The 25,361-nt window shown below is 57.1% G+C and carries 24 protein-coding genes; 12 read left to right on the forward strand and 12 right to left on the reverse strand.

The window, feature by feature from the left end; translation table 11 throughout:
* Positions 1 to 13 precede the first annotated feature (13 nt).
* Positions 14 to 3,451, reverse strand: coding sequence for a DNA polymerase III subunit alpha (gene dnaE / locus BQ7486_RS04930; RefSeq protein ID WP_074009153.1), 3,438 nt, complete (start codon positions 3,449 to 3,451; stop codon positions 14 to 16).
* 120 nt (positions 3,452 to 3,571) lie between these two features.
* Complete coding sequence (gene ettA / locus BQ7486_RS04935) at positions 3,572 to 5,236, reverse strand: energy-dependent translational throttle protein EttA (RefSeq protein ID WP_022374014.1); 1,665 nt, start codon at positions 5,234 to 5,236, stop codon at positions 3,572 to 3,574.
* A gap of 221 nt (positions 5,237 to 5,457) precedes the next feature.
* On the opposite strand from ettA, the gene BQ7486_RS04940 reads away from it, so the two are divergent.
* On the forward strand, positions 5,458 to 7,008 hold the full coding sequence (locus tag BQ7486_RS04940) for a lytic transglycosylase (protein WP_162272238.1): 1,551 nt from the start codon (positions 5,458 to 5,460) through the stop codon (positions 7,006 to 7,008).
* A gap of 39 nt (positions 7,009 to 7,047) precedes the next feature.
* Positions 7,048 to 7,839, forward strand: coding sequence for an enoyl-ACP reductase FabI (gene fabI, locus BQ7486_RS04945; protein WP_074009155.1), 792 nt, complete (start codon positions 7,048 to 7,050; stop codon positions 7,837 to 7,839).
* 41 nt (positions 7,840 to 7,880) lie between these two features.
* Here fabI and BQ7486_RS04950 read toward each other — a convergent pair whose 3' ends face one another.
* Positions 7,881 to 8,597 carry a glycosyltransferase family 25 protein gene (locus tag BQ7486_RS04950; RefSeq protein WP_268874078.1) on the reverse strand — a complete coding sequence of 239 codons (717 nt, stop codon included), beginning with the start codon at positions 8,595 to 8,597 and terminating at the stop codon, positions 7,881 to 7,883.
* A 106-nt stretch (positions 8,598 to 8,703) separates the two neighbouring features.
* Positions 8,704 to 9,186: a ferric iron uptake transcriptional regulator gene (gene fur, locus BQ7486_RS04955; protein WP_022374010.1), complete on the reverse strand. Its 483-nt coding sequence runs from the start codon at positions 9,184 to 9,186 to the stop codon at positions 8,704 to 8,706.
* Between the two features lie 189 nt (positions 9,187 to 9,375).
* On the opposite strand from fur, the gene BQ7486_RS04960 reads away from it, so the two are divergent.
* The 10 genes from BQ7486_RS04960 (at position 9,376) to BQ7486_RS05005 (ending at position 17,533) form a co-directional block, all read left to right on the forward strand.
* The gene (locus BQ7486_RS04960) at positions 9,376 to 9,768 is read left to right on the forward strand and encodes an outer membrane protein assembly factor BamE (protein WP_074009157.1); all 393 of its coding nucleotides are present in this window, start codon (positions 9,376 to 9,378) and stop codon (positions 9,766 to 9,768) included.
* Between the two features lie 18 nt (positions 9,769 to 9,786).
* Complete coding sequence (dapB, locus tag BQ7486_RS04965) at positions 9,787 to 10,578, forward strand: 4-hydroxy-tetrahydrodipicolinate reductase (protein WP_022374008.1); 792 nt, start codon at positions 9,787 to 9,789, stop codon at positions 10,576 to 10,578.
* 72 nt (positions 10,579 to 10,650) lie between these two features.
* Positions 10,651 to 10,857, forward strand: a complete 207-nt coding sequence (locus BQ7486_RS04970) for a hypothetical protein (RefSeq protein WP_022374007.1) — start codon at positions 10,651 to 10,653, stop codon at positions 10,855 to 10,857.
* Between the two features lie 22 nt (positions 10,858 to 10,879).
* Positions 10,880 to 11,167 (forward strand): cell division protein ZapA, encoded by a 288-nt coding sequence (locus tag BQ7486_RS04975; RefSeq protein WP_022374006.1) that lies wholly within the window; start codon positions 10,880 to 10,882, stop codon positions 11,165 to 11,167.
* 493 nt (positions 11,168 to 11,660) lie between these two features.
* Positions 11,661 to 12,137, forward strand: a complete 477-nt coding sequence (locus tag BQ7486_RS04980) for an EVE domain-containing protein (protein WP_074009158.1) — start codon at positions 11,661 to 11,663, stop codon at positions 12,135 to 12,137.
* Entirely contained in the window at positions 12,127 to 12,936 is an 810-nt protein-coding gene (locus BQ7486_RS04985) for a sulfite exporter TauE/SafE family protein (protein WP_074009159.1), read from the forward strand. The genes BQ7486_RS04980 and BQ7486_RS04985 overlap by 11 nt, the downstream gene beginning before the upstream one ends.
* 24 nt (positions 12,937 to 12,960) lie before the next feature.
* On the forward strand, positions 12,961 to 13,764 hold the full coding sequence (gene thiM / locus BQ7486_RS04990; protein WP_022374003.1) for a hydroxyethylthiazole kinase: 804 nt from the start codon (positions 12,961 to 12,963) through the stop codon (positions 13,762 to 13,764).
* A 55-nt stretch (positions 13,765 to 13,819) separates the two neighbouring features.
* Positions 13,820 to 14,473, forward strand: a complete 654-nt coding sequence (thiE, locus tag BQ7486_RS04995; protein ID WP_074009160.1) for a thiamine phosphate synthase — start codon at positions 13,820 to 13,822, stop codon at positions 14,471 to 14,473.
* Between the two features lie 101 nt (positions 14,474 to 14,574).
* The gene (locus BQ7486_RS05000; protein WP_162272239.1) at positions 14,575 to 16,101 is read left to right on the forward strand and encodes a DUF2868 domain-containing protein; all 1,527 of its coding nucleotides are present in this window, start codon (positions 14,575 to 14,577) and stop codon (positions 16,099 to 16,101) included.
* A gap of 4 nt (positions 16,102 to 16,105) precedes the next feature.
* Positions 16,106 to 17,533 (forward strand): DUF3482 domain-containing protein, encoded by a 1,428-nt coding sequence (locus BQ7486_RS05005; RefSeq protein ID WP_074009162.1) that lies wholly within the window; start codon positions 16,106 to 16,108, stop codon positions 17,531 to 17,533.
* Between the two features lie 248 nt (positions 17,534 to 17,781).
* Here BQ7486_RS05005 and BQ7486_RS05010 read toward each other — a convergent pair whose 3' ends face one another.
* From BQ7486_RS05010 to BQ7486_RS05050, 8 genes are all read right to left on the reverse strand, one after another.
* Positions 17,782 to 18,282: a Dps family protein gene (locus tag BQ7486_RS05010; protein WP_074009163.1), complete on the reverse strand. Its 501-nt coding sequence runs from the start codon at positions 18,280 to 18,282 to the stop codon at positions 17,782 to 17,784.
* 259 nt (positions 18,283 to 18,541) lie between these two features.
* On the reverse strand, positions 18,542 to 19,477 hold the full coding sequence (gene secF, locus BQ7486_RS05015) for a protein translocase subunit SecF (protein ID WP_022373998.1): 936 nt from the start codon (positions 19,475 to 19,477) through the stop codon (positions 18,542 to 18,544).
* A gap of 29 nt (positions 19,478 to 19,506) precedes the next feature.
* Positions 19,507 to 21,396: a protein translocase subunit SecD gene (gene secD / locus BQ7486_RS05020; RefSeq protein WP_074009164.1), complete on the reverse strand. Its 1,890-nt coding sequence runs from the start codon at positions 21,394 to 21,396 to the stop codon at positions 19,507 to 19,509.
* 199 nt (positions 21,397 to 21,595) lie between these two features.
* Positions 21,596 to 21,943, reverse strand: a complete 348-nt coding sequence (yajC, locus tag BQ7486_RS05025; protein WP_204206992.1) for a preprotein translocase subunit YajC — start codon at positions 21,941 to 21,943, stop codon at positions 21,596 to 21,598.
* Positions 21,944 to 22,444: 501 nt separating this feature from the next.
* Positions 22,445 to 23,512 carry an N-acetyl-gamma-glutamyl-phosphate reductase gene (argC, locus tag BQ7486_RS05035; RefSeq protein ID WP_074009269.1) on the reverse strand — a complete coding sequence of 356 codons (1,068 nt, stop codon included), beginning with the start codon at positions 23,510 to 23,512 and terminating at the stop codon, positions 22,445 to 22,447.
* A 151-nt stretch (positions 23,513 to 23,663) separates the two neighbouring features.
* The gene (gene rpsI, locus BQ7486_RS05040; protein ID WP_022373994.1) at positions 23,664 to 24,056 is read right to left on the reverse strand and encodes a 30S ribosomal protein S9; all 393 of its coding nucleotides are present in this window, start codon (positions 24,054 to 24,056) and stop codon (positions 23,664 to 23,666) included.
* An 11-nt stretch (positions 24,057 to 24,067) separates the two neighbouring features.
* Positions 24,068 to 24,496 carry a 50S ribosomal protein L13 gene (gene rplM / locus BQ7486_RS05045; protein WP_074009166.1) on the reverse strand — a complete coding sequence of 143 codons (429 nt, stop codon included), beginning with the start codon at positions 24,494 to 24,496 and terminating at the stop codon, positions 24,068 to 24,070.
* A gap of 309 nt (positions 24,497 to 24,805) precedes the next feature.
* The gene (locus BQ7486_RS05050; protein ID WP_074009167.1) at positions 24,806 to 25,351 is read right to left on the reverse strand and encodes a sulfatase-like hydrolase/transferase; all 546 of its coding nucleotides are present in this window, start codon (positions 25,349 to 25,351) and stop codon (positions 24,806 to 24,808) included.
* Between the last annotated feature and the right edge of the window lie 10 nt (positions 25,352 to 25,361).

Below are 25,361 nucleotides of genomic sequence, written 5' to 3' on the forward strand. Positions count from 1 at the left end.
TGAACTTTCTCACTCAATACACATATCCCGCGCCGATCACGCCGTCCTGGGCTTTAAGCATCTGCACAAGATCGTCTGTCGGTCTCACGTAAAACTCGGGCCGGATTTCACCGGAATACCCCTGGGTGAGCACATCAATGCGGCAAGCCACGCCCTCTTCGCTTCCGGTCTTATCTGTAGAAAGGACCTTCGCAACATCCTTAAGGTCCTTGGTAGCCGAAAGCGTGATGTTAAGCACCGCGCCCTTCCTCGCCCGCATCTCTTCCATCGTCTGCACTTCGCTCGCGGTAAAGGAAAGTTTCCCGGTAACGCCGTTTTCATCACGCCTTGCACGGCAACGCCCCGTAAAGACGAGCACTTCATCGGTCTTTAAAAGCTTCTTGTAACGGTCAAGGGCCTCAGCGTAAATAAAGACGTCCTGGCTTTCTTTGCCGTTACTGATCGTGAGAATCCCGATCTTGCCGCGCTGCCCCATCAGCACGCGCATGTCGGTTACAAGCCCAGCGATCGTAAAGTTCTGCCGGCTGTCTGCGAGCTTTTTATAGGGCGTCGCAAAATGTTCCGTTTCCTTTTTGTACTGGGCAAAAAGGTCACCGGTGAGACAGAAACCAAACGCTTCAATTTCCTGTAAGAGCTTTTTGCGTTCACCCCAGGGAATCGCCTTTTTCCAGCTCACAATACGCTCGGCTTCCCCGTTTTCATCGGCAAAGAGACTCCCCTGCCCGACAGAAGCCGCAACGGTCTGCGCTGCCTGCAGTGCCTGACTTACATTCTCAAAGTAAAGTCCGCGGTCAGTGGAAATGGAATCAAAAGCACCGGCACGCACAAGCTGCTCCAGGATCTTACGGTTCACAGTGGGCACGCGCGCCGCAAGGTCAAAGATGTCCAGGTAAAGCCCGTTCATCTTCCGTTCGTTAATGATGTCTTCAACGATGTTTTGCCCCAGCCCCTTAATTGCTCCGAGGCCGATACGGATGGTTTTGGCGTCAGGGACCGTAAAGAACCAGTCGCTCACGTTCACGTCCGGCGGCAAAAAAGTCACGCCGCAGTTACGGGCATCGTCAATCAGCGTGCGCATCTTGTCGCCCTGATCCATCACAAGGCACAAGTTCCCCGCGAAAAAGCACGCCGTATGGTGGACCTTCAAATAAGCCGTCTGCCATGCGACATACGAATAGGCTGCCGCGTGCGACTTATTAAAGCCGTACCCTGCGAACTTTTCCATGAGGTTAAAGATTTCGGTCGCGGTCTCTTCGCTCACATTACGCTCTGCGGCACCCTTAATAAAGACGGCACGCTGCCGCTTCATTTCCTCGACGTTTTTCTTACCCATGGCGCGGCGCAGAAGGTCAGCGCCGCCCAGGGAGTAGCCGCCGATAGCACGCGCGACCAGCATCACCTGTTCCTGATACACCATGATGCCGTAGGTTTCACGCAGAATCGGTTCCATGCGCTGATCCAGATACTCCACCTTCTCGCGCCCGAACTTACGGTCAATAAAGTGCGGAATCTGATCCATCGGGCCCGGACGGTAAAGAGCATTCAGAGCAACGAGATCTTCAAGGCAGTCCGGTTTTGCCTGCCGCAGCTGTTCGCGCATGCCGTCGGATTCAAACTGAAAGACGGCGCCGGTGTTGCCGGTCTGAAAAAGTTTCAGGGTTTCCTTATCGTCAACCGGAATTCGCTCGAGTTCGAAGTGTTCGCCCGGATGGAGCCTGTCAATGTACTCAACGGCTTTTCCGAGAATCGTCAATGTCGTAAGCCCCAGGAAGTCGAACTTCACGAGGCCCACGTTTTCGACGTCTTTTTTGTCGTACTGACTCACCGTGTTTTCAGGACGGCCGTCTGCGTTATAAAGCGGACAGAAGTCCGTGAGTTTTCCGGGAGCGATCAGGACGCCCCCCGCATGCATGCCGAGGTTGCGCGTGATGCCTTCGAGTTCCTTGGCGTAACTCATGAGCTCCTTGTACTCGGGCTGCGCTGCAAGCGCCGCAAAGTCCGGTTCCATCTCCGCGGCTTTCTCAAGCGTCACATCAAGCCCCGGCTTTTGCGGAATGAGTTTGGCGAGGCGGTCCACCTCGTTATAACCCATGTTCAAAACGCGGCCTACGTCACGCACAACAGCCTTGGCGCCCATAGCGCCGAAAGTGACGATCTGGCTTACGGCGTCCGCCCCGTAGACGCGCTTCACGTACTCAATCGTGCGGTCACGGTTATGCTGACAGAAGTCCACGTCAAAGTCAGGCATCGAGACGCGCTCCGGATTCAGGAAGCGTTCGAACAGCAGCCCGTAGTGCAGGGGATCGAGGTCCGTAATACCGAGGCAATACGCGACAAGCGATCCTGCGCCCGAACCACGGCCCGGCCCCACCGGCACACCGTTACGTTTGGACCAGTTGATGAAGTCCTGCACGATGAGGAAGTACCCGGGGAACTTCATCGTGATGATGGTCTTAAGTTCGTAATCCAGACGCTCCATGTATTCAGGGCGTTTGGCGTCACGGATCTTCTCGTCCGGATAGAGAAACGCGAGGCGCTTTTCCAACCCTTCCTTGGAGAGCTTGACCATGTAGTCATCAAGACTCATGCCGTCAGGCGTCGGAAAGACGGGGAGCTGGGGTTTCTGCAGCACACCGTCCAAGTTACAGCGCTGCGCAATCACCACGGTGTTTTCAAGGGCCTGAGGGATGTCGGAAAAGAGTTCCCGCATCTCCTCTTCGGTCTTGAAATACTGTTGCGGGGTGTACTCCCGCGGCCGTTTGGGGTCTGCCAAAACGTAGCCCTGCGCAATACACACACGCACTTCGTGCGCGGTGAAGTCCTCTTTTTTCAGAAACTGAACCGGATGAGTGGCTACAAGCGGCAGCTTCTGCGCGACCGAGTGGCCTGCCATCTTCGCAACGAGCGCATCGTCGCCTTTGCGGCCCGCTCGCTGCACTTCCAAGTAAAGCCGCCCGGGGAAAGCCTTCTTTAACTGCTCCGTGACGGCGTCCGCCTCCTCAGGTGTCTTCCCCATGAGAAGCCGCTCGATGATTCCTAAGGGGCCGCCCGAAAGGCAGATGAGGCCCTTACAGTTTTCGGGCGTGAGCCACTCGAGTTTCAGTTCCCCGCGTCCCAGATACTGGTTTTCCATCCAGGCCTTGGAGAGCAAGAGGCAGAGCGACAGGTAGCCTGTGTGGTTCTGGCAGTAAACCGTGAGCCTGTAGGGTTCGTTGCGTTTGCCGGCAATGCTGTTCGTGATCCATAGATCGCACCCGACAATGGGCTTTATGCCGTCGGCGATCGCGTGCGTGTAAAAGCGCAGCCCCCCGAAGACATTCATGTTGTCCGTGATCCCGAGCGCCACCTGGCCGCGTTCGGCCGCGGTTTCCAAAATCGGATCAAGCCTGACAATGCCGTCGGTGATCGAATATTCAGAGTGAAACCGCAGGTGGACAAACTGGTTGGACATAGTCGCTGACGGAAAACTAAAAAAGGAAGCGAAAGGAAGCGGACAGTCAGATGCACTCTCTGTCCGCCAAGGAAAATGAAACGGTGCAGAGGGGTCAATCTACACCGTTTTATCTTAACGTTAGTGCTTCAGAGGCTTAAAGCGCAGGCGGTGCGGACGCGCGGCTTCTTCGCCCAAGCGCTTACGCTTGTCGGCTTCGTACTCGTTGTAGTTGCCGTTAAAGAACACCACCTTACTGTCGCCTTCAAAGGCAAGAATGTGCGTGGCAATACGGTCAAGGAACCAGCGGTCATGAGAGGTCACCATCGCGCAGCCCGCAAATTCAAGAAGCGCTTCTTCGAGAGCACGCAGCGTTTCAACGTCCAGGTCGTTTGAGGGTTCGTCAAGGAGGAGAACGTTTCCGCCCTTTAAAAGCGTTGCGGCAAGGTGTAGGCGCCCTCGTTCACCGCCTGAGAGCACACCCACGAGCTTTTGCTGGTCGCCGCCCTTAAAGTTAAAGCGGCCGAGATAGGCGCGCGCGGGCATCGAAAACTTTCCGACCTGAAGGATGTCCTGGCCGTCGGCGATCGCGTCAAACACGGTCTTATCGTTCGGGAGCGAATCGCGAAGCTGCGCAACGGCCGCCAACTGCACGGTGTCGCCGAGCACGATTTCACCAGAGTCCGGTTTTTCCTTGCCGTCGATCATCTTAAAGAGCGTCGACTTACCGGCGCCGTTGGGACCAATCACACCCACAATGGCGCCCGGGGGCACCGTGAAGGAAAGGTCGTCAATTAGCAACCGGTCGCCGAACCCTTTGGAGACGTGATGAAACTCAATGACTTTGTTCCCGAGGCGCTCTGCGACCGGAATAAAGATTTCATTCGTTTCATTGCGGCTCTGATATTCGTAGCTTGACAGCTCTTCAAAGCGGGCAAGACGGGCTTTGGCCTTCGCCTGCCGGCCCTTGGGGTTCTGGCGGACCCATTCGAGTTCGTGGGCAATCGCCTTGGAGCGCGACTCCTGCTGGCGCTTTTCGATTTCCAGACGCTTTTCCTTCTGCTCGAGCCAGGAGGAATAGTTCCCCTTCCAGGGAATGCCCTCGCCGCGGTCAAGTTCAAGAATCCATTCGGCCGCGTTATCAAGAAAATAGCGGTCATGCGTTACGGCAACGACGGTCCCAGGGAAGCGGTGCAGGAACTGCTCAAGCCACTCCACGCTTTCAGCATCGAGGTGGTTTGTCGGTTCGTCAAGAAGCAGCATGTCGGGCTGCGACAAAAGCAATCGGCACAATGCCACACGGCGCTTTTCGCCGCCCGAGAGGTGCTTGATCACCGCGTCCCACGGGGGCAGACGCAAGGCGTCCGCGGCAATTTCCATTTGTGTTGATGCGTCCGTTCCAGCCGCCGAAATAATGGCTTCAAGTTTGGCCTGTTCGGCCGCAAGCGCGTCAAAGTCCGCATCGGGCTCGGCGTAAGCCGCATAGACTTCTTCAAGGCGCTTTTGCGCGGACATCACTTCGCCCATGCCCTCTTCGACGCAGGCTCTCACCGTCGCTTCGGGATCAAGCTGCGGCTCCTGCGGCAGATACCCGATCTTTAAGCCGGAAAGCCACGTGATTTCCCCGTCGATATCCTTATCGACCCCTGCCATGATTTTGAGCAGGGTTGATTTTCCGGCGCCGTTTAAGCCCAGAACGCCGATCTTGGCGCCCGGGAAAAACGAGAGAGAAATATCCTTAAGAATCTGACGCTTCGGGGGAACGATCTTGCTCACCCGATTCATAGTCATGACATACTGGGCCATGCGGAGAAATCCTGAAGAAAACTGAATTAAGAAGATCACGGGCGCCTGCCCGTGACGAGACTGACAACATTGTAAACGAGACGCCCTCGGGTTCAGCCGCCCGCGATACACAAAAACAGCGGCTCATGCCTTGTAAATTCAGGGGCTTTTAAGTTTTCATACGTCAAACGCACGGTAGAATGCACGCATCTTTTTTCGTGCATGACACCCGGTTTCTTTGTATGCAGTCCTTGTTTCGTCTGATTTTCTGCCTTGCAGCGGGCATTGTCAGCCTATCCGCTGCAGCTCAGGACGAGCTCAGTTTTGAAGGTACCGTGATCAATGCAACGGAAGACACGCGGGCCGCGGAAGACCTTCCCGCCACCGAGCGGGAAGTGGCCCCGCCCGCGGATATCTGGGACCGCATCCGCCGCGGCTTTCAGATGCCGGCCATGAACACCCGGCGCGCCAAGCAGGCCTTAAAACTCTATGCCCGCGATCCGGAATATATCCGCCGCGTCACGGAGCGCGCCGGCAAATACCTCTACCACATCGTTGAAGAAGTCGAACTCCGGGGGATGCCCACGGAACTCGCGCTCCTGCCCTTCGTTGAAAGCGCTTTCCAGCCTGAAGCCCTTTCTTACGCCAAGGCCTCGGGCCTGTGGCAGTTCATGCCTACCACGGGAAGCATCTATTCCCTGCAGCAAAACCTCTGGAAGGATGAGCGGCGCGACGTACTGGAAAGCACCCGGGCCGCCTTGGACTACTTAAACCGCCTGCACACGCTTTTCGGTGACTGGCAGCTTGCACTGGCTGCCTACAACTGGGGCGAAGGCAGTGTCTCTCGGGCCATCCGCCGCGCCAAAGCCCGCGGGCAGAAAACGGACTACGTGCATCTCCGGATGCCCCGGGAAACCGCCTGGTATGTGCCCAAACTCATGGCGGTACGTGAAATCATCGAGCACCCCGAGCAGTACGGCGTGACGCTACCTGACATCGAAAATTCGCCTTACTTTGTGCGCATCACCAAAAGCCGCGACATTGACCTTGATACCGCGGCGCGTCTGGCGGAAATGGAGCCCGAGGACTTTAAGCTCTTAAACCCGGGGTTTAACCTTCCGGTGATTGTGGCAAGCCACAACTCCTACATTCTGCTGCCCATTGACCGCGTGGCGGTCTTTATGGATAACCTCGCAAGCTGGGTCGATACCGGAAAACCGCTTTCTTCCTGGGCGCTTTATCACACGCAGGCAGGTGAAACGCTTTTGGACGTCGCGAACAAAACCGGCATGACAGAGGACGACCTGCGGCGCATCAACCGTATTCCCCGGGGGCGCCGGATTTTGGCGGGCTCAGCACTGTTGGTGGACGCGGGAGGCCAGGATGCCCCAGCCATTTCTGAAGACGAATTAAACGCGAGCCTCAAACTCTCGGAACCTGAAGTGCGCCGCATCGTCTACCGTGTCCGCAGAGGCGACACGCTCTACGAGATTGCCGCGCGGTTCGGTGTGACGCAGAAGTCACTTCGTACCGCAAACCGCCTGCGCACCTCACAGCTTCGCATCGGGCAGCGCCTCATCATTGTGGTGAGCCCCAAAGCCAAGCGCTCGCGCTCGGCCCTCTCGCGGGCGGCGTGCAACCGCAAGGGGAAGGTAACGTATTCCGTGCGCCGGGGTGACACGCTCTCTTCGATTGCCCGCCGCTACGGCACAAGCATTGCCCGCATTAAAAACATCAATTCTCTGGCAAGTTCCCGGCTTCGCGTTGGCCAATGCCTCGTGATCCGCCGATAATGCCGGAACCGCCGACTTTTTAGAAAAAGGAAAACTGCTATGGGTTTCTTATCCGGTAAGCGCCTTCTGATCACAGGCGTCCTCTCCAACCGTTCGATTGCCTACGGTATTGCCAAAGCCTGTCACCGTGAAGGTGCGGAACTTGCCTTCAGTTATGTGGGCGAGCGCTTTAAGGACCGCGTTGCCGGTTTTGCCGCCGAATTCGGCAGTGACCTCGTGCTCGAGATGGATGTGAGTAACGATGAGCAGATTCAGGCAGTGACTGAGAGCCTGAGAAGCGCCTGGGGCGGTCTCGACGGCTTTGTGCACTCGATCGGCTTTGCGCCGCGTGAAGCGATTGCCGGGGACTTTTTGGGCGGCCTTTCCCGCTCGGGCTTTCACACCGCGATGGACATTTCCGCCTACTCGTGGCCGGCTCTTGCGAAGGCCCTTTTGCCGCTCATGCAGGGCCGTCAGGCGTCGATTCTGACGCTTACGTATCTCGGAAGTGAACGCACCGTTCCCAACTACAACACGATGGGACTTTGCAAGGCTGCCCTTGAAGCCGCAACGCGCTACCTTGCGGGGTCGCTGGGGCCTCAGGGAATCCGCGCCAACGCCATCTCCTCGGGCCCCATTAAGACCCTGGCTGCTTCCGGCATCAAGGACTTCTCCAAGATCCTTGACTACATGGAAAAGACCTCGCCCCTGCACCGCACCGTGACGATTGATGAAGTGGGCAACACCGCAGCGTTCCTTCTGTCGGATCTCGCAAGCGGCATCACCGGCGACACGATCTACGTGGATGCAGGCTTCCACACGGTGGCCGTAAGCCCAGATTGCGCCGGCTAGAATCAGCAAAGGGTTGCCGCCGCGTGCGACAACCCTTTTCATTAATCAACTGCTCTGATGATCTCTCTGTGGGCTGTCAGCCGATTTAGCCAAACCTTGGCCTTCACATAAGTGCGATAGGGGTGATGACGAATCCACCAAGGGGATCGCGAAAGCTCACTAACCCTGTTTCCTATTGTAGATACGATAGTTACTTCATCGGTTGTAACCAAGGCTGGAATTACCCGATATGCGAAAACTCTGTTAGTAAACGGACTCAAAGGGCTAAACAGAAAATCGTCAACCGGAGCGACTATTGTTTTTGAAAGATCCAATGCCTTAGCTGCCGCTGGCGAGGATATGAGATAAGCGAAAGCTCCCGATAAAAACGGTTTAATCTGCCTGATTAATTCGTATTTTCTTCCCTCTATCATTCGCTCACATTGGGAGGTTGCGTCTACCATTTCACTCTCATGGCAAAGACCAAAGTGCAACAACTGAGCTTCTTCCGGTATCCAATTTTCGCTAGCGGCAAAAGCCAGGAACTTCGGAGATAGCGTTACGTCATCTTCAAAAATCAATCCCCAACGCTCACCGGAATCAACCAACCTCTGCCAACACTTTCTGTGACTTAAGAAACAAGCCACTTCTCCGGGTTTCAACTCTCGGGGATAAACCACCTTTGAAGGATCATCAACCGCAGGGACATGGGATGCAATTTCTTCCGGAGCCATGGCTTGAGCATCAACAGCGGTCACTCGTTCAACGCTTAAACCGATTGCCTTGACCTGCTACTGCATTCGGCTCCACCGATCTTGCGCCCGGTCCAAATTAATTACCATTCCCAGCATCTGACAACATCCTTAAACAGTTACAGGCCCGCTGTCACAACCCCGCCTTCTTCTTAGCCTTCTCTTCTTCCTTTGCCTTACATTCGGCGCAGATCCCGTACATCGAAAGCGAATGGCTTTCCATCGTAAAGCCCATCTTCTCTGCAACCTGTCTCTGACGCCGCTCGATCTCGCGGTCCACAAACTCTTCCACACGGCCGCAACGCGTGCAGACAATGTGATCGTGATGATCACCATCATCCATCTCGTAAGTCGCCCGGTCTGAGCCGAAATGGTGACGCACGAGAATGCCCGCCGCCTCAAACTGCGTTAAGACGCGGTAGACGGTCGCAAGGCCCACATCCAGGTTTTCCTTGAGAAGCTGCTTGTAGACGTCTTCCGCACTCAAATGCCGCTCTTCGGGGTTTTGCTGCGCTCTCTGAAAGATTTCCAGGATCTTCATGCGGGGAGCCGTTGCCTTCAGTCCCGCTGTTTTCAGTTCTTCTTCCGGCTCTCTGATACCGTAAGTCATTGCCATAGCTCTTAATCTCTCCAGACTGCGCGGGGATCTGAACAAAAATCACACACACCGGAAAAACAGGGAACACTTTCTCCGGAGAATACAAATAATCACGTACCCGCTCCTGATACCCGCTATCATACAATGTTGCCGTGTCTCGCCGACACACTCTTTTTGACTAATCCTGACCTCCCGGAATTAAACCGAATGTCTCTGCGCACAACCCTTGTTGTCCTTACGGCTGCCGCTGCCGCATTTACCGCCGGCTGTAACTTCAACAGCTATGTTTACCGGCCCGACGTGCACCAGGGTAACCTCATCACGAGCGAAATGATTGAGCAGCTTGAGCCCGGCATGTCCCAGGCGCAGGTGCAGTTTCTCCTCGGAGAGCCTTTGATTCAAAGCCCTCTGCATAAAGACCGCTGGGACTACACCTACTATTTGAACCCCCGCCGCGGCGACATTCAGGTGCGCCGCGTCACGATTTATTTTGATGACGCGGGCCGCATGACAAAGGCCGAACACAAGGCGCTTCCCACCGAAAGGCAGGCCGACGAAATGATCCTCGGGCGTGAAACCGACTTTAATCCGGCCCCCTAAGGAAACAACACAAAAACTATGACACCGATTTCCATTACCGTCACGGGTGCCGACGGCCGCATGGGGAAAATGATCCTTGAGGCGGCAGCGGCCGCTTCTGACATCACGGTTGCCGCGGCGCTTGTCCCTTCTGAAAGCGCTTCTCTGGGGCAGCCCGTTCCCGGCACAAAGCTCACCTACACCGATGACGCCGAAAAAGCGTTTTCCGTGAGTGACGTGGTGATTGACTTCACGCGTCCGGCGGGCACGATGGCCTACCTTGCGCTTTGCCGGAAACTTAAAAAACCCATTGTGATCGGAACCACGGGTTTCAGCCCCGAGGAAAAAGCCGCAATCGGCGCTGCAGGCGAAGAGATTGCCGTTGTCTTTGCCCCGAACATGAGTAAGGGTGTGAACGCCGTCTTTAAGCTTGTTGCCGAAGCCGCCCGTGTCCTTGCCGACTACGACTGCGAAATCGTTGAGATGCATCACGCCAAAAAAGTCGATGCCCCTTCGGGCACCGCGCTTGAAATGGGGCGCGTTGCCGCCAAAGCGCGCGGCGTTAAGTTTGAGGACGTTGCGGTTTTGTCGCGCGAAGGCCACACGGGCGAGCGCAAAACCGGATCGATCGGGTTTGCCGCGCTCAGGGGCGGCGACGTTGTGGGAGACCACACCGTGATCTTTGCCGGGCCCGGTGAGCGCATTGAAATCACGCACCGCTCAGGTTCCCGCGCGGGTTACGCCGCAGGAGCTCTGGAGGCAGCACGCTTTGTTACAGAAAAACGCACGGGACTTTTCAGCATGGCTGATGTCCTCGGCATTACGCTTTGATACCATTACGCCCGACGGAAAAAGCCGGCGCTTTTTCCAAGGGAACTTTTTACCAGCAGGAAAAAATCAGTCATGAAAGAACAACTTGATCAGTTGGAAAACTCCGTTCTTCAGCTTCTTACGGCCTACGCGGACGCCAAGAAGGAACTTGAAACGCTGCGCGAGGAACTCGCGCGCAAGGACGCCGAGATCGCGCAGCTCAAAGCCGACGGCAGCGCTGTCGAAGACCGCATCAGCAAACTCGTTGCCGGTCTTGAATCCGAACTGCCCCGCGCCTAAACCCAATTTCGGGAGTTGATCCATGCCCCGCATGACGCTAAAAATTCTCGGCCGCGACTACCTCTTCAATGTGTCCGAAGATGACAGCGCAACACTGCAGGCGGCCGCTGATCTGATCAATTCCAGAGCTCAGCGGCTGCACACCGCCGACACGACGCTCACGGCTGAGCGCCTTGCCGTGACGGCGGCTCTGGAAATCGCCTTTGATTCGATTTCCGGACGCCTCGGCGAAAATCCCGAGGACGCAGCCTGCGCCGAACGGATGCTCGGACTGCGCTCGCGCTGCGAAGCCGCTCTGAAAAAAGACTGACAGCCTTCTGAAGGCTGTCCCAAAGAACACCCGCGAGAAGGTTTTGTCTTCTGTGCGGGTGTTTTCCTTTCCACGCCCGGCATTCTCCGTCCAAACAGCACTTTTCCCCTGAGAAACCACAGTCGGGACTCGGAGCCGTCACTCTCCAGTGCCGCACGCCTAAGCCCTTCCGGTCAGGTCCTTTTTTGCCACGATTCGCGTTTCTCCCTCCGCTCTCCCCCGCTCTTTTTTCGAACGGCATCACGTTGGGATAAGCCACATTTGCCTATAATGACCTTACCCTGCGGGTGTTTCAATAAGGGCTCCAATGTTCCTAACCTATGCACTGTGTGCAAGGCCGCTTAAGCCAGAGAGCCGATAGTGCACCGGGCACGCGTTGCCTGGTCCGATTTCCGCTCCGACCGCGGCCACCTGGACTTTCGGTCTAGGCGACGTAGCCCGAAACACTGTGCGGGGTTTTTCTTTTTTCAAATTCCGACATGGGTTAAGCGTCATGTACTGGCTGATGAAAAGCGAACCGGGGGAATGCAGTTTTGAGTATGTCTGCGGCCTGCCCGAGCACAAAGTCTCCTGGTGGGGCATCCGCAACTACCAGGCCCGCAACTTCATGCGCGACAAAATGACGGTGGGGGACGGCGTGCTTTTCTACCACTCAAGCTGTGCCGAACCCGGTATCGCAGGCATTGCCGAAATTGCCTCGGAAACCTACCCCGACAGCCTGCAGTTTGATCCCGCCAGCGAATACTTTGATGCCAAAAGCACGCACGAAAAGCCGCGGTGGCTCGCGCTGGACGTGAAAGCCGTCACGCGTATCGACCCGATTCCGCTCTCCGTCTTAAGAGCCACCCCGGAACTTGAGGGCATGCTCGTGCTTTCCCGCGGCAACCGCCTCTCCATAACGCCCGTTGAGGAACATCACTGGCGCTACATCATGGATCACCTCGTTAAAAACGCCCGCAATGTCGCTTGAACTCATTGCCGCCCTTTTGGTGCTCGGGGCCTGCACGGGGTACCTCGCGGGCCTGCTCGGAATCGGCGGGGGCATGGTCCTCACCCCCTTTCTGACGCTTATTTTGTCGATGGCGGGCGTGCCTGACACAGTCGTCGTGCACGCCGCGATTGCCACCTCCCTTTCCACGATTCTTTTTACGTCGCTTTCTTCAGTGAGAGCGCACAACAGCCGCGGCGCGGTGCTCTGGAAGGTGGTTCTGTGGCTTGCGCCCGGGATTTTGGTGGGCGCGGCGTTAGGCGCCAAGATTTCGAGCCTTTTGCCCACCTTCTGGATTTCGATTGTCTTTGCGGCGTTTGTGGGCTTTTCAGCACTCAAAATGTTTCTTAACGCCAAACCCAAGCCCACCCGGCAGCTTCCGGCTGCGCCGGGGCTTTTCGGCGCGGGCACCGGGATCGGCGCCGTATCGTCTCTGGTCGGCGCCGGCGGGGGCTTTATTTCCGTACCCTTTATGGTCTGGTGCAACGTCCCGATGCATAAAGCCGTGGGGACCTCTGCTGCGCTCGGTTTCCCCATCGCGTTTGCAGGAACCCTTTCCTACATCTGGGCGGGCTGGGGCAATCCTGAACTTGCCGGAACCGAGCACATGCTGGGCTACATTCACTGGCCGGCACTTCTTTCTGTTGCCGCCATGAGCGTTCTCACCGCCCCTTTAGGTGCCAAAACCGCCCACAGTATTGACACCAAGCCCTTAAAGCGGATTTTTGCGTGCCTGCTTTTGTGCCTGGCAACCTACATGCTCGTACGGGCCTTTATTTAAACGATTCTCTCCGGAGACCATACTGTGTCCACAAACCCCCTTCCTCCCAAGCGCCTTGATCCGGAAACAACGGCTGCGCACCTTTTTCACCTGCGTCAGACAGTGCCCCTGGTGCACTGTCTCACCAATCAGGTCGTGCAGGAAATTACCGCCAACGTCCTTCTTAGCGCGGGCGCATCTCCCGCGATGATCATTGCCAAGGAAGAAGTGAGTTCCTTCGTGCGTATTGCCTCAGCGCTCCTTGTGAACGTCGGCACCTTAACGCTTGAGCAGGCTGAAGTGATGCACTTGGCCGTTGACGCCGCCAACCGCGCGGGCGTTCCCTGGGTTTTAGACCCCGTGGCCGCCGGCCTTATCCCATGGCGCGACCGCATGATTAACGGCCTTTTGGAACTCAAACCCACGGTAATCCGCGGCAACGCCTCTGAAATCATGGCCTTGGCGGGCGCCGGTAAGGGCGGCAAGGGTGTGGACTCCACGGATTCCAGCGACGCGGCGCTTTCGGCCGCCCAAAATCTGGCCGCAGCGCGCGCGTGCATCGTCTGCGTCACCGGCGAAACCGACTACATCACCGACGGCCGCACCACGCTTTACGTCACGGGCGGCAACCGTCAGGCAACGCTTGTGGTGGGCACGGGCTGCTCGCTCTCGGCGCTTGTCGCAGCCTTTATTGCCAAAACCGAGCATCCCCTTGAGGCCGCGGCCGCTGCCTGTGCTTTAGCCAAACGCGCCGCCGAGCAGGCCGCGGGCGTCTCCTCGGGACCGGGAAGCTTTAGGACCGCCTACATCGACGCACTGCAGCTTCTGCAGGCCAAGGACTTCTATTAATCGTTCGCAAAGGGCATGCTTTTCCGGCACGCCCTTTTTTAAAACGCCGCCCCCTATGCCTTCCACACACCCCATCGATCTTTCGCTTTACCTTGTGCTCGACCCCGTGCTCTGCGGCGGGGAAGACGGCATGATTGAAACGGCGCGCGCCGCGTGCGCGGGCGGCGCCACCGTCGTACAGTTACGGGCCCCGGGCTGGAAAAAGCGGCAGCTCGTTGAGTGCGGCAGGGCGCTGAAAACAGTGCTTGCTCCGTATCACGTCCCCCTGATTGTGGACGACGATGCAGACGTCTGCCTTGCTGTAAATGCCGACGGTCTTCACGTGGGCCAAAGGGATCTGACGCCCGAAGACGCACGCGCGATTATCGGAGGTGACCGCATTCTGGGGCTTTCCGTCACCACCCTTGCGGAACTGACGGCCGCCGACACGACGCCCATCGACTACTTCGGCGTGGGCCCGGTCTTTGCGACCCCCACCAAGACGGATGCCGAACCCGCCTGCGGGTTGGATGGACTTCAGGCGATCACCCGTGCGGCAGGGCTGCCGACGGTGGCAATCGGCGGCATCAAGGCCTTTAATGCAGCCGACATCGTCGCCTCGGGCACGGACGGCATTGCGGTCGTGTCCGCCGTCTGCGGGCAACCCGATCCCAAGGCGGCAGCCGAAAAGCTCCTTGCGATCGTCAAAGCCGCGCAGACAACCCCGTAAAACGCACACTCTGTTACCGCACAAAGGGTGTTTCTGAGAGCCCCTTTGCCCGCCGCCTTTGTACAATGCTTTGCATCGAGATCAACCCCGGCGGCCCGGCAATGGCAGAGAAAAAGAAAATTCCGACGGCAAAAATGCCGATTGAAGACGCCAAGTGCGTGCTTCTCGTGCGCTCGCTTGAAGAAAGCGCCACCCGGGAGGGCGTCAAGGGCCTTTCCTCCGCTGACTTTGCCGAAGCGGGCCTGAAGGCCGCGCACGCGCTCGGAGAAAAAGCCACCGCCGCAGAGCTTTTAGCAGAGCGCGCCCGGCGGGTGCTTGCGGCCGCCAAAGACAAGGGCCTTAAAACCAACGTGGCAACGCGCGCGCTTTTAGCGAGAACGCTTGGCGTACTTTTCGTCATCGCCGCCTTTTTCGCCGGCGCCCTGTTTGACCGAATCGCCAGTCCCGCGCGCATCGTCAATCTCCTCTCGCCCCCGTACTGGACGGTGATTGTCTGGAACCTTCTGATTTACGTCCTGTTGCTTTTGGGGGTCGTGGGACTTTTAGGACGCAAGATTGACGGGCAGGTAAACCTCCCGTTGCGCACAACGCTTGTGCGTCTTGCTTCCGGCTTTTCCTTTGCCGGGCTTCACCGCGGCTGGAAAGGAGCGTTTCTCAAGATGTGGCTCTCCGTCACGGCGCCCCTGGTGCGTTACACGGTCTCGGAACTTCTGCACGCCGCGGCGCTCTTTTTTGCGCTCGGCCTTACCGTAAGCCTTTTGGTAAGAGGCTTCGGCACGGCCTACTGGGCGGGCTGGGAAAGCACGTGGCTCGCAGATAACCCCGCTGCCGTCAAAGCCTTTCTTGATCACACCTTCGGACTTATTCCGGCCGTCGGAGGCCTTCCCGCGATCCCCGACGTTGACATGGTCGAAGCCATGCGCTCAGACCGCCTTGCTTACCTTAAGGAACCCGCAACAGCCGCTCCGTGGCTCATCCGCCTCATGGTGATCACGGCGGTCGTGATCGTCATTCCGCGCCTTTTCTTGGCGTTTCTTGCACGGCACCGCATTAAAAAATTCCGCGCCGCGGTACCGGTCACGCTCAACGACACCTACTATGAAACGGTCTTAAGTCAGTGCCGGCAGGATGCGGCGCTCGGTCGCACCGTGATTCTTGCGCCGCAACCCCTGATTGACCGGCAGGGTACGGCACTCAAAGCCTTTGAAGCCGCCTGGCCGGATAAAAAAGGCATTGTCCTTGTGCCCGTGGACTTTGATAACGAAGCGCTCCTGATTCCCGAAACGGCGGCTGACGCCGCTGACGGGCGCAAAACGATTGTGCTTGTGTGGCTTGATGCCGCACACACCCCCGAAGACGACGTGCACGGACAGGGCCTTGAGATTCTCAAAGCCCAGTGCCCTGAGGATAAAACCGCCTTTGTGGTCATCATTGATGCCGCCGAATTTTCGCTCACGTTTGCGCGCTATCCGGAACGCGTCCGGGAGCGTGAAAAAGCCTGGCAGACCTTCTGCGAAGCGCATCAGGTGCGCGCCTATACGCTCACGGGGGCCGATGCCGCTGCCGGCATCGTTCAGAAGCTTCGCACCCAGGCCGCCGGCCGGGCGCTGATTACATCCAAGGCATAAAGCCATGACCACTGAGATTCATGACGCCACGATCAACCTCAGCATCGTGAGCCACACCAACATCGGCAAGACGACGCTGGCGCGCACCCTCTTAAACCGCGATATCGGCGAGATTGCCGACCGCGCGCACGTGACGGTGACCGCAGACCCCTACCCCTTAATTGACGTTCCTTCCGGCGCACGGCTCATTCTCTGGGATACTCCGGGGTTCGGTAATTCCGTGAATCTTGCCAAGCGCCTTGAGGCGCGCAGCAACCCCCTAGGCTGGTTTTTGGGTGAAGTCTGGGACCGTGTTGCCAACAAGTCGCAGTGGCTCAACCAAAAGGCACTTTTACACGTCAGAGACATCACCGACGTCGTTCTCTACCTCGTCAACGCCGCACAGCTGCCCGAGGCCGCTCCCTACGTCGCCGCGGAAATGAAGATTCTGAAGTGGATCGGCAAGCCCGTCATCGTGCTTTTAAACCAGATGGGCGAACCAAAGCCCTCTCGCGAAGAAAGGCTTGAAGTGCAGCGCTGGAAGGATGCGTTAAAAGGCTGCGATATCGTCAAAGATGTTCTTGCCATGGACGCCTTTGCCCGCTGCTGGGTGCAGGAGTTTGCCCTTTTTGAAAGTATCGGCAAAGCACTTCCTCCCGTGTATGAAAAGCCCTACGCGGAACTTAAGGCCGCCTGGCGCGAGCACCGCAAAAAGGCCTTTTACCAAAGTGCGGAAGCCGTGAGCGCCTTCATCAATGCCCGCGTGAGCGATGAAGCGCAGGTCGAGGACATTTCGCTTCTGGACCGCGTGCGACTTTTCGGCAAATCCGTGGGGCTTTTTAAAAACGCCGATATGACGGGAGACCCCGCCAAAAAAGCGCAGACCGAACTCGTGCACCGCGCAGAAGACGACTTTAATACCCTCGCGCGAGAACTTTTGGCTGTAAACGGCCTCACCGGTCAGGTCGAACCCAAAGAGCTTTTCGGGAGACTCAAAGCCTCCTGGCATCAGGCTTCGGCCGGTAAAGAAGCAAAGGCGGGGCTTGCGGGTGCCATCGGCGCGGGGGCCGCGGGCGGCCTCTCCGCAGATCTCATGACCGGGGGGCTCACGCTCGGCACGGGCGCACTGATCGGCGCCATTCTCGGCGCCGCGGGTGCCGTCGGAGCCGTTCATATGTACAGCCGCAAAAAGGAGCAAAACGGCGTGACCGCCGCCTGGAGTCACGCGGCGCTTGAAGACTTCATGCTGCAGTCGGTACTTTTGTATCTGGCCGTCGCGCACTTCGGGCGCGGCCGCGGCAACTGGACTGAAAGCGAATATCCTCCTGCCTGGAAGGAAACCGTCGAAAAGGTTCTCAAAAACCATCAGGCCGAGGACAAGCACCTGCCGATTATGGTGCAGCCGGTGCTGGAAGAGACGCTGAAAACGCTCTACCCGGGGATCGTTCTCTGAGAACGGGAATCCGCCATCCCTGCAGTTCGTGCTACCTCTGCAGCCCGCTCCTGTCCGAAGGACCGTTTCCGTCCGGCAGTTGCCCGTTACATGGAACTAACCGACGAACCATTGCCGGCAGCAACAACCTCGAAAAGCTTTACCTCGCAGGGGAATTCGGAGGCAATTACCCGGTTCGTCAAACGCAAAATCCCCGCCGGGCACCACACCCAACGGGGATTCGTTCTCAAGGAGGAGAAACTCTCTGATTACTTCGCTTTGCGGCAGGCGCGCTTGGCAGCGGGCTTGGTGTCGCAGGAAGCGGCATCAGCGTCGGTGCGCATCGCGCGGATGAACCACAGATCCTTGGCAAAGCCGCTCAGGAATTCTTCAAACTGAGTCTGAACCTGGAAGTCGTCATTTTCAGCAGCTGCATCGCGGATTTCTGCAGCGAGCTTCTGCATCGTCTTCATATCGGCTTCAATCATCGCCACGGCTTCGCTGCAGCAGACCGTCTTGAAGGTCCCTTCCTTGATGACGGACTGAGCAAGGGAGTCCTTGAGCGTGGCCACCGGGCTTTCATCGCGCATCTTGAGGATTTCAGCCACATCATCGTAGGCATCGAAGGCGCGGTCGTAAAGAGCTTCGGTGTATTCGTGAACTGGCTTAAAGAGGTGACCGGTCACATTCCAGTGAATGTTGTGCAGCTTCACGTTCCAGACCAGAAGGGAAGCGATGTAGGAGTTAAGAAGCTTGGTCGTATTTTTCATGCTGGGGTTTCCTTATCGTTATGGCGGAGCTTACTTCTTCCGGGACGGGAGTTTCTGCATCCGTTCTTGAGTTACCCGGATTTTTACACAATATCTATCGTTAATCAATTCTCGATAGTATTATCGTATTAACAAGCCTCTCCCTGCATTATGGTCACAGGACTTCCTCCCTCACCGTTTTTACTGCCGGGCCTGATGAAAACGCCGCCCAAGGGCAGCGTTTTCAGGTTGACCCGCGTCAGTTTTTTGGGCCTTCCCGTTACGGTACCATTTCCTGGACTTCGTCCTTTTTGACGGGCTTCACGAGGTCTTCACGCTTCACACCCAGGTACATGGCAATTGCTGCGGCCACGAAGACCGAGGAGTAAATACCAAGGCAGATGCCGATCGTGAGCGCGAGCGAAAAGTGGTGCAGCGCCGGGCCCCCGAAGAAGAACATCGAAAGCGTCATGGCAAGCGTTGACGTATGCGTGATCACCGTTCGCGAAATCGTTGCCGTGATGGCGGAGTTGATGACCTCAACCGTTGAGGTGCGGCGCATCTTGCGGAAGTGCTCGCGCACGCGGTCGAAAATAATCACCGATTCGTTCACGGAATAGCCGAGCACCGCGAGCACGGCCGCAAGCACCGGCAGTGAAAACTCCCACTGCATGATCGCAAAAATACCGATGACGATGATGACGTCGTGCAGGTTTGCGATGATCGCCGCGACGGCAAACTTCCATTCGAAACGAAACGCGAGGTAGATCATGATGCCGATCACAACCAAAAGCAGCGCCGTCGCGCCGTCGGTTGCGAGTTCCTCACCCACCTGCGGCCCCACGTATTCGTTGTTAAGAAGCTTTACGCCCGGGTCTTTGGCGCTTAACACCTTCATGAGTTCCTGCGCCTGCTGGCCCGAAGATTCACCGGCCTTCATCGGAAGGCGGATCATCAGGTCGCGCGCCGTGCCGTAATTCTGCACGGCCGCTTCGACCTTGAGTCCCTGCTGAATCTGGCCCCGGACTTCCTCAGCCGACACCGCCTGCGGGTAATTCACCACAACCTGCGTACCGCCCGTGAATTCGATGGAAAACGCCAGGCCGTGCGCAAAGATCCAGTAGACCGCCACCGCAAAGGAAATGAACGAAATCGCATTCAGAATATGCGAAAAGCGCATAAACGGAATGGTTTTGTGAATGCGGAAAAATTCCATTTTCTTTTACTCCGAATCCGTTTACACCCTTAAGCCTTCGCCTTCTCGGCGTCGGGCTTCCAGACCTGACCGATATGCACGCGGGCGAGTTTCTTCTGTCGCCCGTAGATGAGGTTGATCATCGCGCGCGAAACAGTGACCGAGGTAAAGATCGAGGTCATGATGCCCAGGCAGTGCACCACGGCAAAGCCTCTCACCGGGCCGGAACCGAAAATCAAAAGCGCCAGACCCGCGATAAGACTCGTGATGTTGGAGTCAAGAATCGTATTAAAGGCCGTATCGTAACCTTCGCTGATCGCGAGCTGCGGCGTTCGTCCGACTCTCAGTTCTTCACGTACGCGTTCGTTAATCAGAACGTTTGCGTCAACGGCCATACCCAAGGTAAGCGCAATAGCCGCGATACCGGGAAGCGTGAGCGTTGCCTGCAACATCGAAAGGATGGCGATAAGGCACATGACGTTGCAGACAAGGGAAATCGCGCTTACGACACCGAAGACCTGGTAGTAGAGCATCATGAAGATCGCAACCACCGCAAAGCCGTAGAGCGTGGAGCGGAAACCCGCTTCAATGTTGTCGGCACCAAGGCTCGGCCCGATCAGACGTTCTTCCACGATTTCCATGGGAGCAGCAAGTGACCCGGCACGCAGCAGCAGTGCAGTGTCCGTCGCTTCAATCGTTGTCATACGGCCCGAAATCTGCACACGGCCGCCGCCGATTTCCTGACGGATCACGGGAGCGGTCACCACTTCGCCCTTACCCTTTTCAAAAAGGATGATGGCCATGCGCTTACCGACGTTGTCGCGCGTCACATCGCGGAAAATGCGGGCACCCTTATTGTCAAGCGTGAGGTTTACCGTGGGCTCCTGGGTTTGCGAATCAAACCCGGGCTGCGCGTCGTTTAAGTTTTCACCGGTGAGAATCACGCGGCGCTTCACAAGAATGGGCCTGCCCTCGCGGTCCATGTACTTTTCGTCGCCGAAGGGGACGTTACCCTGCTGCATCTGCGCATAGGCTTCGGGCGAATCGTCCACCAGACGCACTTCAAGCGTGGCGGTACGGCCGAGGATGTCCTTGGCCTTTGCGGTATCCTGCACACCGGGGAGCTGCACCACAATACGGTCGGCGCCCTGCTGCGCGATCACGGGTTCGGCCACACCGAGCTCGTTGATTCGGTTGTGCAGCGTCGAGATATTCTGCTTTAACGAGTATTCCTGAACGTTTTGAATCGCTTTCTGCGAAAGTTCCGCAACGATCATGAGTTTGCCGCCTTCGTCAGCCTCACGAAACGACAGATCGGGCTGCGTCTGACGCATCACGTCCATGGCGCGGGCGCGCTCCTCAGCGTCATTAAAGAGCACCTCAATGGTGTTGCCGGTACGGCTGATCCCTGCGTGGCGGATGCGCTTGTCACGAAACTGCGTTCTTAAGTCCGCAGCCGTCGATTCCGCACGCTTCTGAATCGCGGTACGCATATCAACCTGCAGCAGAAAGTGCACGCCGCCCCGGAGGTCAAGGCCGAGGTACATCGGAAGCGCGTTGATTTTCAAAAGCCACGAGGGCGTATTGGGCACAAGGTTCGGCGCAACGATATAGCCCGGATCGGTTTTGTCGGGGTTCAGGGCCTTTTCAATCACTTCGCGGGCGAGCAGCTGCTCTTCACCCTGCGTCGGATCAAAACGCACGCGCACCGTGTTTTGCTGAGCGCCCTGCTCATAGAAAACACCGTTGGGAGTGAGCTTGGCATCGGCCAGTGCCTTCTCCACGTTTTTAAGGACCGTCTCATCGACTTTGACGGTGGACTTACCCGAACTCACCTGCACGGCAGGCGATTCGCCGTAGAAATTCGGGAGCGTATAAAGCGCCGCCACAATGAGCACAACGGCAATCAGGATGTATTTCCAAAGAGCGTAGCGGTTCATAGGAAATCAAACAAAAACAATCCGCCGGGAGCTTAAAAATGTTCTCAACGGAAACTGACGGAAAAAGGCAGACACGGCGTTACACGCGCGCTACCGGTAAAACGCGAAAAGGGCGCCTGCCGCCGTCAGTGGTCGGAGGGCGCCCGTTTACGCGGGAGCTTTTTGTTGGGCGGCTCAAAACGGCCGCCGCAAAAAAGCATCAGATCGACTTGATCGTTCCCTTGGGCAGAACCGTCTGAACGGCACCGCGCTGCATCGTAATCGTCACGGGCTTGTCGTCCACGCGGCTGATTTCGATCACGATGTACTGGTCGTTAAGATCCGCAATACGGCCGGCAATGCCTCCGAGCGTCAGGATCTCATCACCCTTGGCGAGCTCCGAACACATCTTCATGTGTTCCTTCTGGCGCTTTTGCTGCGGACGGATGAGGAAGAACCAGAAAACAACGAAAATCAGAACAATCGGAACAATCTGCATGAGCAGACCGCCGGCGCCGCCGGCTGCTGCATCGGCCGTCTGGGCCATTGCATCGGAAATCAGGAACACAACTTTCCCCTTAAGGTATGTATGTAGGCTGCGCCCGTCAAAAGCGCAGTGCCCGCATTATACGGGCTTGCCGCGGACCGCCCAAAAATAAAGTTGCAAACAGTTGTGGACGGATTTCACTGCAAAAGCCGCGCCCCCATGCAGTAGCATAACTGAAATTATCATAAAGCCAGTTATGACGATGCACTTTACCGGCCGACAGACTGAACTTGCTCACCTCCACGCCGCCCGCGAACGCGTTTTCCAGGGGGCCTCAGAAATCAGCTTCAGACCGGCCGCCGCGGTATTGGCAAAACCTCGCTTGTTCTCAAACACTGCGGGAACCAACGCGCGCTTTACCTGTATGCCGCAAACGTAACCGAGGGCCTTCTCACGCGGCGCTTCACAGGATTTGGGCGGAGGCACCCGCTTCTTTGCGAATCGGCTGACGCCTGCCGCAGAAAAAAAGACCGGTGTCTCAAACGAGTCCGGTCTCTGCATTTTTTGGGTAGATCAAGCGCCTTAGGGCGTCGTTGCGGGCCGGTAAAGTCCTGTCTTTTCATCAATGCCCGCCATCAGATTCATCGCCTGCACGGCCTGACCGGCAGCGCCCTTCACAAGGTTGTCTTCCACGACAAGAATCACCAGAAGGTCCCCGCCCTGCGGACGGTGCACGGCAATGCGAGCAAAGTTTGATCCCCGCACACTGCGTGTTTCAGGCGTTGATCCCGCAGGCATCACGTCAACGAAGGGTTCGTCCGCATAGCGCTTTTCAAAAAGCGTCTGCACATCAAGTTCCGTGCCGGGCTTACTAAAGCGCAGATAAATCGTCGAGTGAATCCCGCGGATCACCGGAAGCAGATGCGGCACAAACGTAAGTCTCAGATCCTTGTTGCCGGACAGAAGCCCTAACTGCTGCTCGATTTCAGGCCCGTGGCGGTGCCCTGCAACCCCGTAGGCATGAAAGTTATCAATGTTTTCCGCGGCAATGAGTGAAACACTTGCCTTTTTACCGGCCCCGGAAATCCCGGACTTGCTGTCGGCAATGATGCTCGTGAGGTCAAAGGTGCCCGGATGCGCCTTTTCATAGGCCATCAAGGGAGCCAAGCCCAGTTCAATACTTGTGGGATAGCAGCCTGCCATCCCCACCACACGCGCGGTTTTCATGGCCTCACGCATAGTCTCGGGCTGACCGTAGACGGCTTCGGCCAAGAGTTCCGGGCAGGCATGATCGAGCTTATACCAGCGCTTAAATTCTTCAGCGTCCTTCAGGCGAAAGTCCGCTGCAAGGTCAATGATCCGCACGCCTTTACTCACGAGTTCACGCGCGGCATTCATCGCCACGCCGTGGGGCGTAGCAAAAAACACAAAGTCGCAGACGGTGAGATCTGCGGCATCGGGCGAAGAAAACTTCAGATCGTCCAAAAACCCCCGCAGAAAGGGAAAGAGTTCGGTGACAGATTTACCGGCTTCGGTGCGCGAGGTAATCGCGGTGATTTCCACGTCACTGCGGTTAGCCAGCAGGCGCAGCAGTTCACTTCCCGTATAGCCTGTTGCGCCCACAATCCCGACTTTGATTGTCTTGTCCATTCTGTTTCCTTCCCGTTTTGCGTTTTGAGCGGATACAAAAAAGCCGCCAGCGGCCATAGACCGAAAGCGGCTTTTCGTTTTTGCCCTCTCGTTTTCTCCCGTACGGCGCCGATCGGTGCAGTATACGGGAGAAACGCAGGTCCAAACAATATCAGCGCTTGCTGAACTGCTTGGCGCGGCGGGCACCGCGCAGACCGACCTTCTTACGTTCAACTTCACGGGCGTCGCGCGTGACGAGGCCGGCGTTGGAGAGAACGCTCTTCAGATTTGCATCGTAGTCGATCAGAGCACGGGTAATGCCGTGACGCACAGCGCCGGCCTGGCCGGATTCACCGCCGCCGGTGACGTTGACCATGATGTCAAACGTTTCGACGTTTTCGGTGAGCTGCAGCGGCTGCATGACGACCATACGGCCGGTTTCGCGCTTGAAGAAATCGTTGAGTTCACGACCGTTGATCACGATCTTGCCCGTACCGCGCTTGATGAAGACGCGAGCCACAGAGCTCTTGCGGCGGCCGGTACCGTAGTTGTAGTTGCCGATCATCTTTGTCTTCCTTAAATATCAAGAACCTTGGGCTGCTGAGCAGTGTGCGGATGCTCGGTGCCGGCGTAGATCTTCAGTTTCTTGATCATGGCGTAGCCGAGCGGGCCCTTCGGAAGCATGCCCTTCACAGCGATTTCGAGGGCACGGCCCGGGTGCTTGGCCTGCATTTCCTGGAAGGTCGTTTCATACACGCCGCCCGGATAGCCGGTGTGGCGGTAGTAGGTCTTCTTGCCGGCTTTTTCGGCAGAGAGCTTGATTTTGTCGGCGTTGATCACGACGATGTAGTCGCCCGTATCGACGTGCGGCGTGAATTCGGGCTTGTGCTTGCCGCGCAGACGAGCGGCAATTTCGGTGGCAAGGCGGCCGAGCACCTTGTCACTGCCGTCGACCACGTACCAGTCGCGCTTGACTTCGAGCGGCTTGGCCGAAAAGGTCTTCATTATTTTCACCTAATGGGTTGTGACGCAGCAATCAGACTCGCACTAAGGATGGCGCCCGTGCTTTAACGCGGCGGAAAAGGTGCCGCGACTGTCCGTCACTGAATCGTTTCTACAAATAGTCAGATGCCCGATTCTTCCGGACACCGAGAATGTGTTTTGCTGACGTCTGACGGTCATTATTGCCGCCGATTCAGTGGAAACGGGGAAATCTGCGGCGGCCGACAAAAAATCAGGGGGCGAATTTTACCTGCAAACGCCTGCGTGCGCAAGAGCCGCAAAAACCCTGATTTTTAAAGGCAAAAGAGGCGCCTAGCGCTTTTTCCAGCGGGTAAGCTCATCGACGGCTTCCTTAAGGTACGCGGGCATTGTTTCGTCCTTTGCGGGCCGCCCCGTCTTATCCTGAAACTCAAGCATTCCGAACTTATTGATGAGCACGATGCGCTCGGGTTCCACAAAGGCGTTTGAGCAGTAGATTGTCGAATGAAACCAGTTTTTGCGGCGGTTTTCGCTCCAGAGCGATTCGCCCGTCGTGTAGTCAGTGGTCGGATTGGTGCAGCCGAGCGCCTCAGGAATAAGCGTTGCCGTGAGGTCCGCGGAGGACGTCACCGCGTCCACCAGCCTGCCCGCTTTTCCCGGCCAGTGCACGATGAGCGGCACCTTGATCTGCGCGTCCGTGTAGTTGCCGTTATGCCCCCAGTAGTTCAGTTTATTGTCGTTAAATTCCTCGCCATGATCCGAACTCACCACGACGATCGTGTTTTCCAGGAGCCCCTTTTCCTTAAGGTACCCCGTGACGCGCGCGAGTTCTCCGTCCGTCCAGTAAGCCGAATTGCGGTAGCGGTTAAAGTACGGCACGGGATCCGTG

Origin of the sequence: Duodenibacillus massiliensis, from assembly GCF_900128485.1 — a bacterium.
GTDB classification, from domain to species: Bacteria; Pseudomonadota; Gammaproteobacteria; order Burkholderiales; family Burkholderiaceae_F; genus Duodenibacillus; species Duodenibacillus massiliensis.

Excerpts from the sequence above, each read along its gene's own strand:
- BQ7486_RS04975 (WP_022374006.1), top strand. The coding sequence starts at position 10,880 with ATGCCCCGCATGACGCTAAAAATTCTCGGCCGCGACTACCTCTTCAAT.
- thiE (WP_074009160.1), top strand. The coding sequence starts at position 13,820 with ATGCCTTCCACACACCCCATCGATCTTTCGCTTTACCTTGTGCTCGAC.
- argC (WP_074009269.1), bottom strand. The coding sequence starts at position 23,512 with ATGGACAAGACAATCAAAGTCGGGATTGTGGGCGCAACAGGCTATACG.
- BQ7486_RS04940 (WP_162272238.1), top strand. The coding sequence starts at position 5,458 with ATGCAGTCCTTGTTTCGTCTGATTTTCTGCCTTGCAGCGGGCATTGTC.
- BQ7486_RS04960 (WP_074009157.1), top strand. The coding sequence starts at position 9,376 with ATGTCTCTGCGCACAACCCTTGTTGTCCTTACGGCTGCCGCTGCCGCA.
- dapB (WP_022374008.1), top strand. The coding sequence starts at position 9,787 with ATGACACCGATTTCCATTACCGTCACGGGTGCCGACGGCCGCATGGGG.
- BQ7486_RS04980 (WP_074009158.1), top strand. The coding sequence starts at position 11,661 with ATGTACTGGCTGATGAAAAGCGAACCGGGGGAATGCAGTTTTGAGTAT.
- BQ7486_RS04970 (WP_022374007.1), top strand. The coding sequence starts at position 10,651 with ATGAAAGAACAACTTGATCAGTTGGAAAACTCCGTTCTTCAGCTTCTT.
- BQ7486_RS05010 (WP_074009163.1), bottom strand. The coding sequence starts at position 18,282 with ATGAAAAATACGACCAAGCTTCTTAACTCCTACATCGCTTCCCTTCTG.
- fabI (WP_074009155.1), top strand. The coding sequence starts at position 7,048 with ATGGGTTTCTTATCCGGTAAGCGCCTTCTGATCACAGGCGTCCTCTCC.
- ettA (WP_022374014.1), bottom strand. The coding sequence starts at position 5,236 with ATGGCCCAGTATGTCATGACTATGAATCGGGTGAGCAAGATCGTTCCC.
- rplM (WP_074009166.1), bottom strand. The coding sequence starts at position 24,496 with ATGAAGACCTTTTCGGCCAAGCCGCTCGAAGTCAAGCGCGACTGGTAC.
- BQ7486_RS05005 (WP_074009162.1), top strand. The coding sequence starts at position 16,106 with ATGACCACTGAGATTCATGACGCCACGATCAACCTCAGCATCGTGAGC.
- dnaE (WP_074009153.1), bottom strand. The coding sequence starts at position 3,451 with ATGTCCAACCAGTTTGTCCACCTGCGGTTTCACTCTGAATATTCGATC.
- secF (WP_022373998.1), bottom strand. The coding sequence starts at position 19,477 with ATGGAATTTTTCCGCATTCACAAAACCATTCCGTTTATGCGCTTTTCG.
- BQ7486_RS04985 (WP_074009159.1), top strand. The coding sequence starts at position 12,127 with ATGTCGCTTGAACTCATTGCCGCCCTTTTGGTGCTCGGGGCCTGCACG.
- BQ7486_RS05000 (WP_162272239.1), top strand. The coding sequence starts at position 14,575 with ATGGCAGAGAAAAAGAAAATTCCGACGGCAAAAATGCCGATTGAAGAC.
- rpsI (WP_022373994.1), bottom strand. The coding sequence starts at position 24,056 with ATGATCGGCAACTACAACTACGGTACCGGCCGCCGCAAGAGCTCTGTG.
- secD (WP_074009164.1), bottom strand. The coding sequence starts at position 21,396 with ATGAACCGCTACGCTCTTTGGAAATACATCCTGATTGCCGTTGTGCTC.
- fur (WP_022374010.1), bottom strand. The coding sequence starts at position 9,186 with ATGGCAATGACTTACGGTATCAGAGAGCCGGAAGAAGAACTGAAAACA.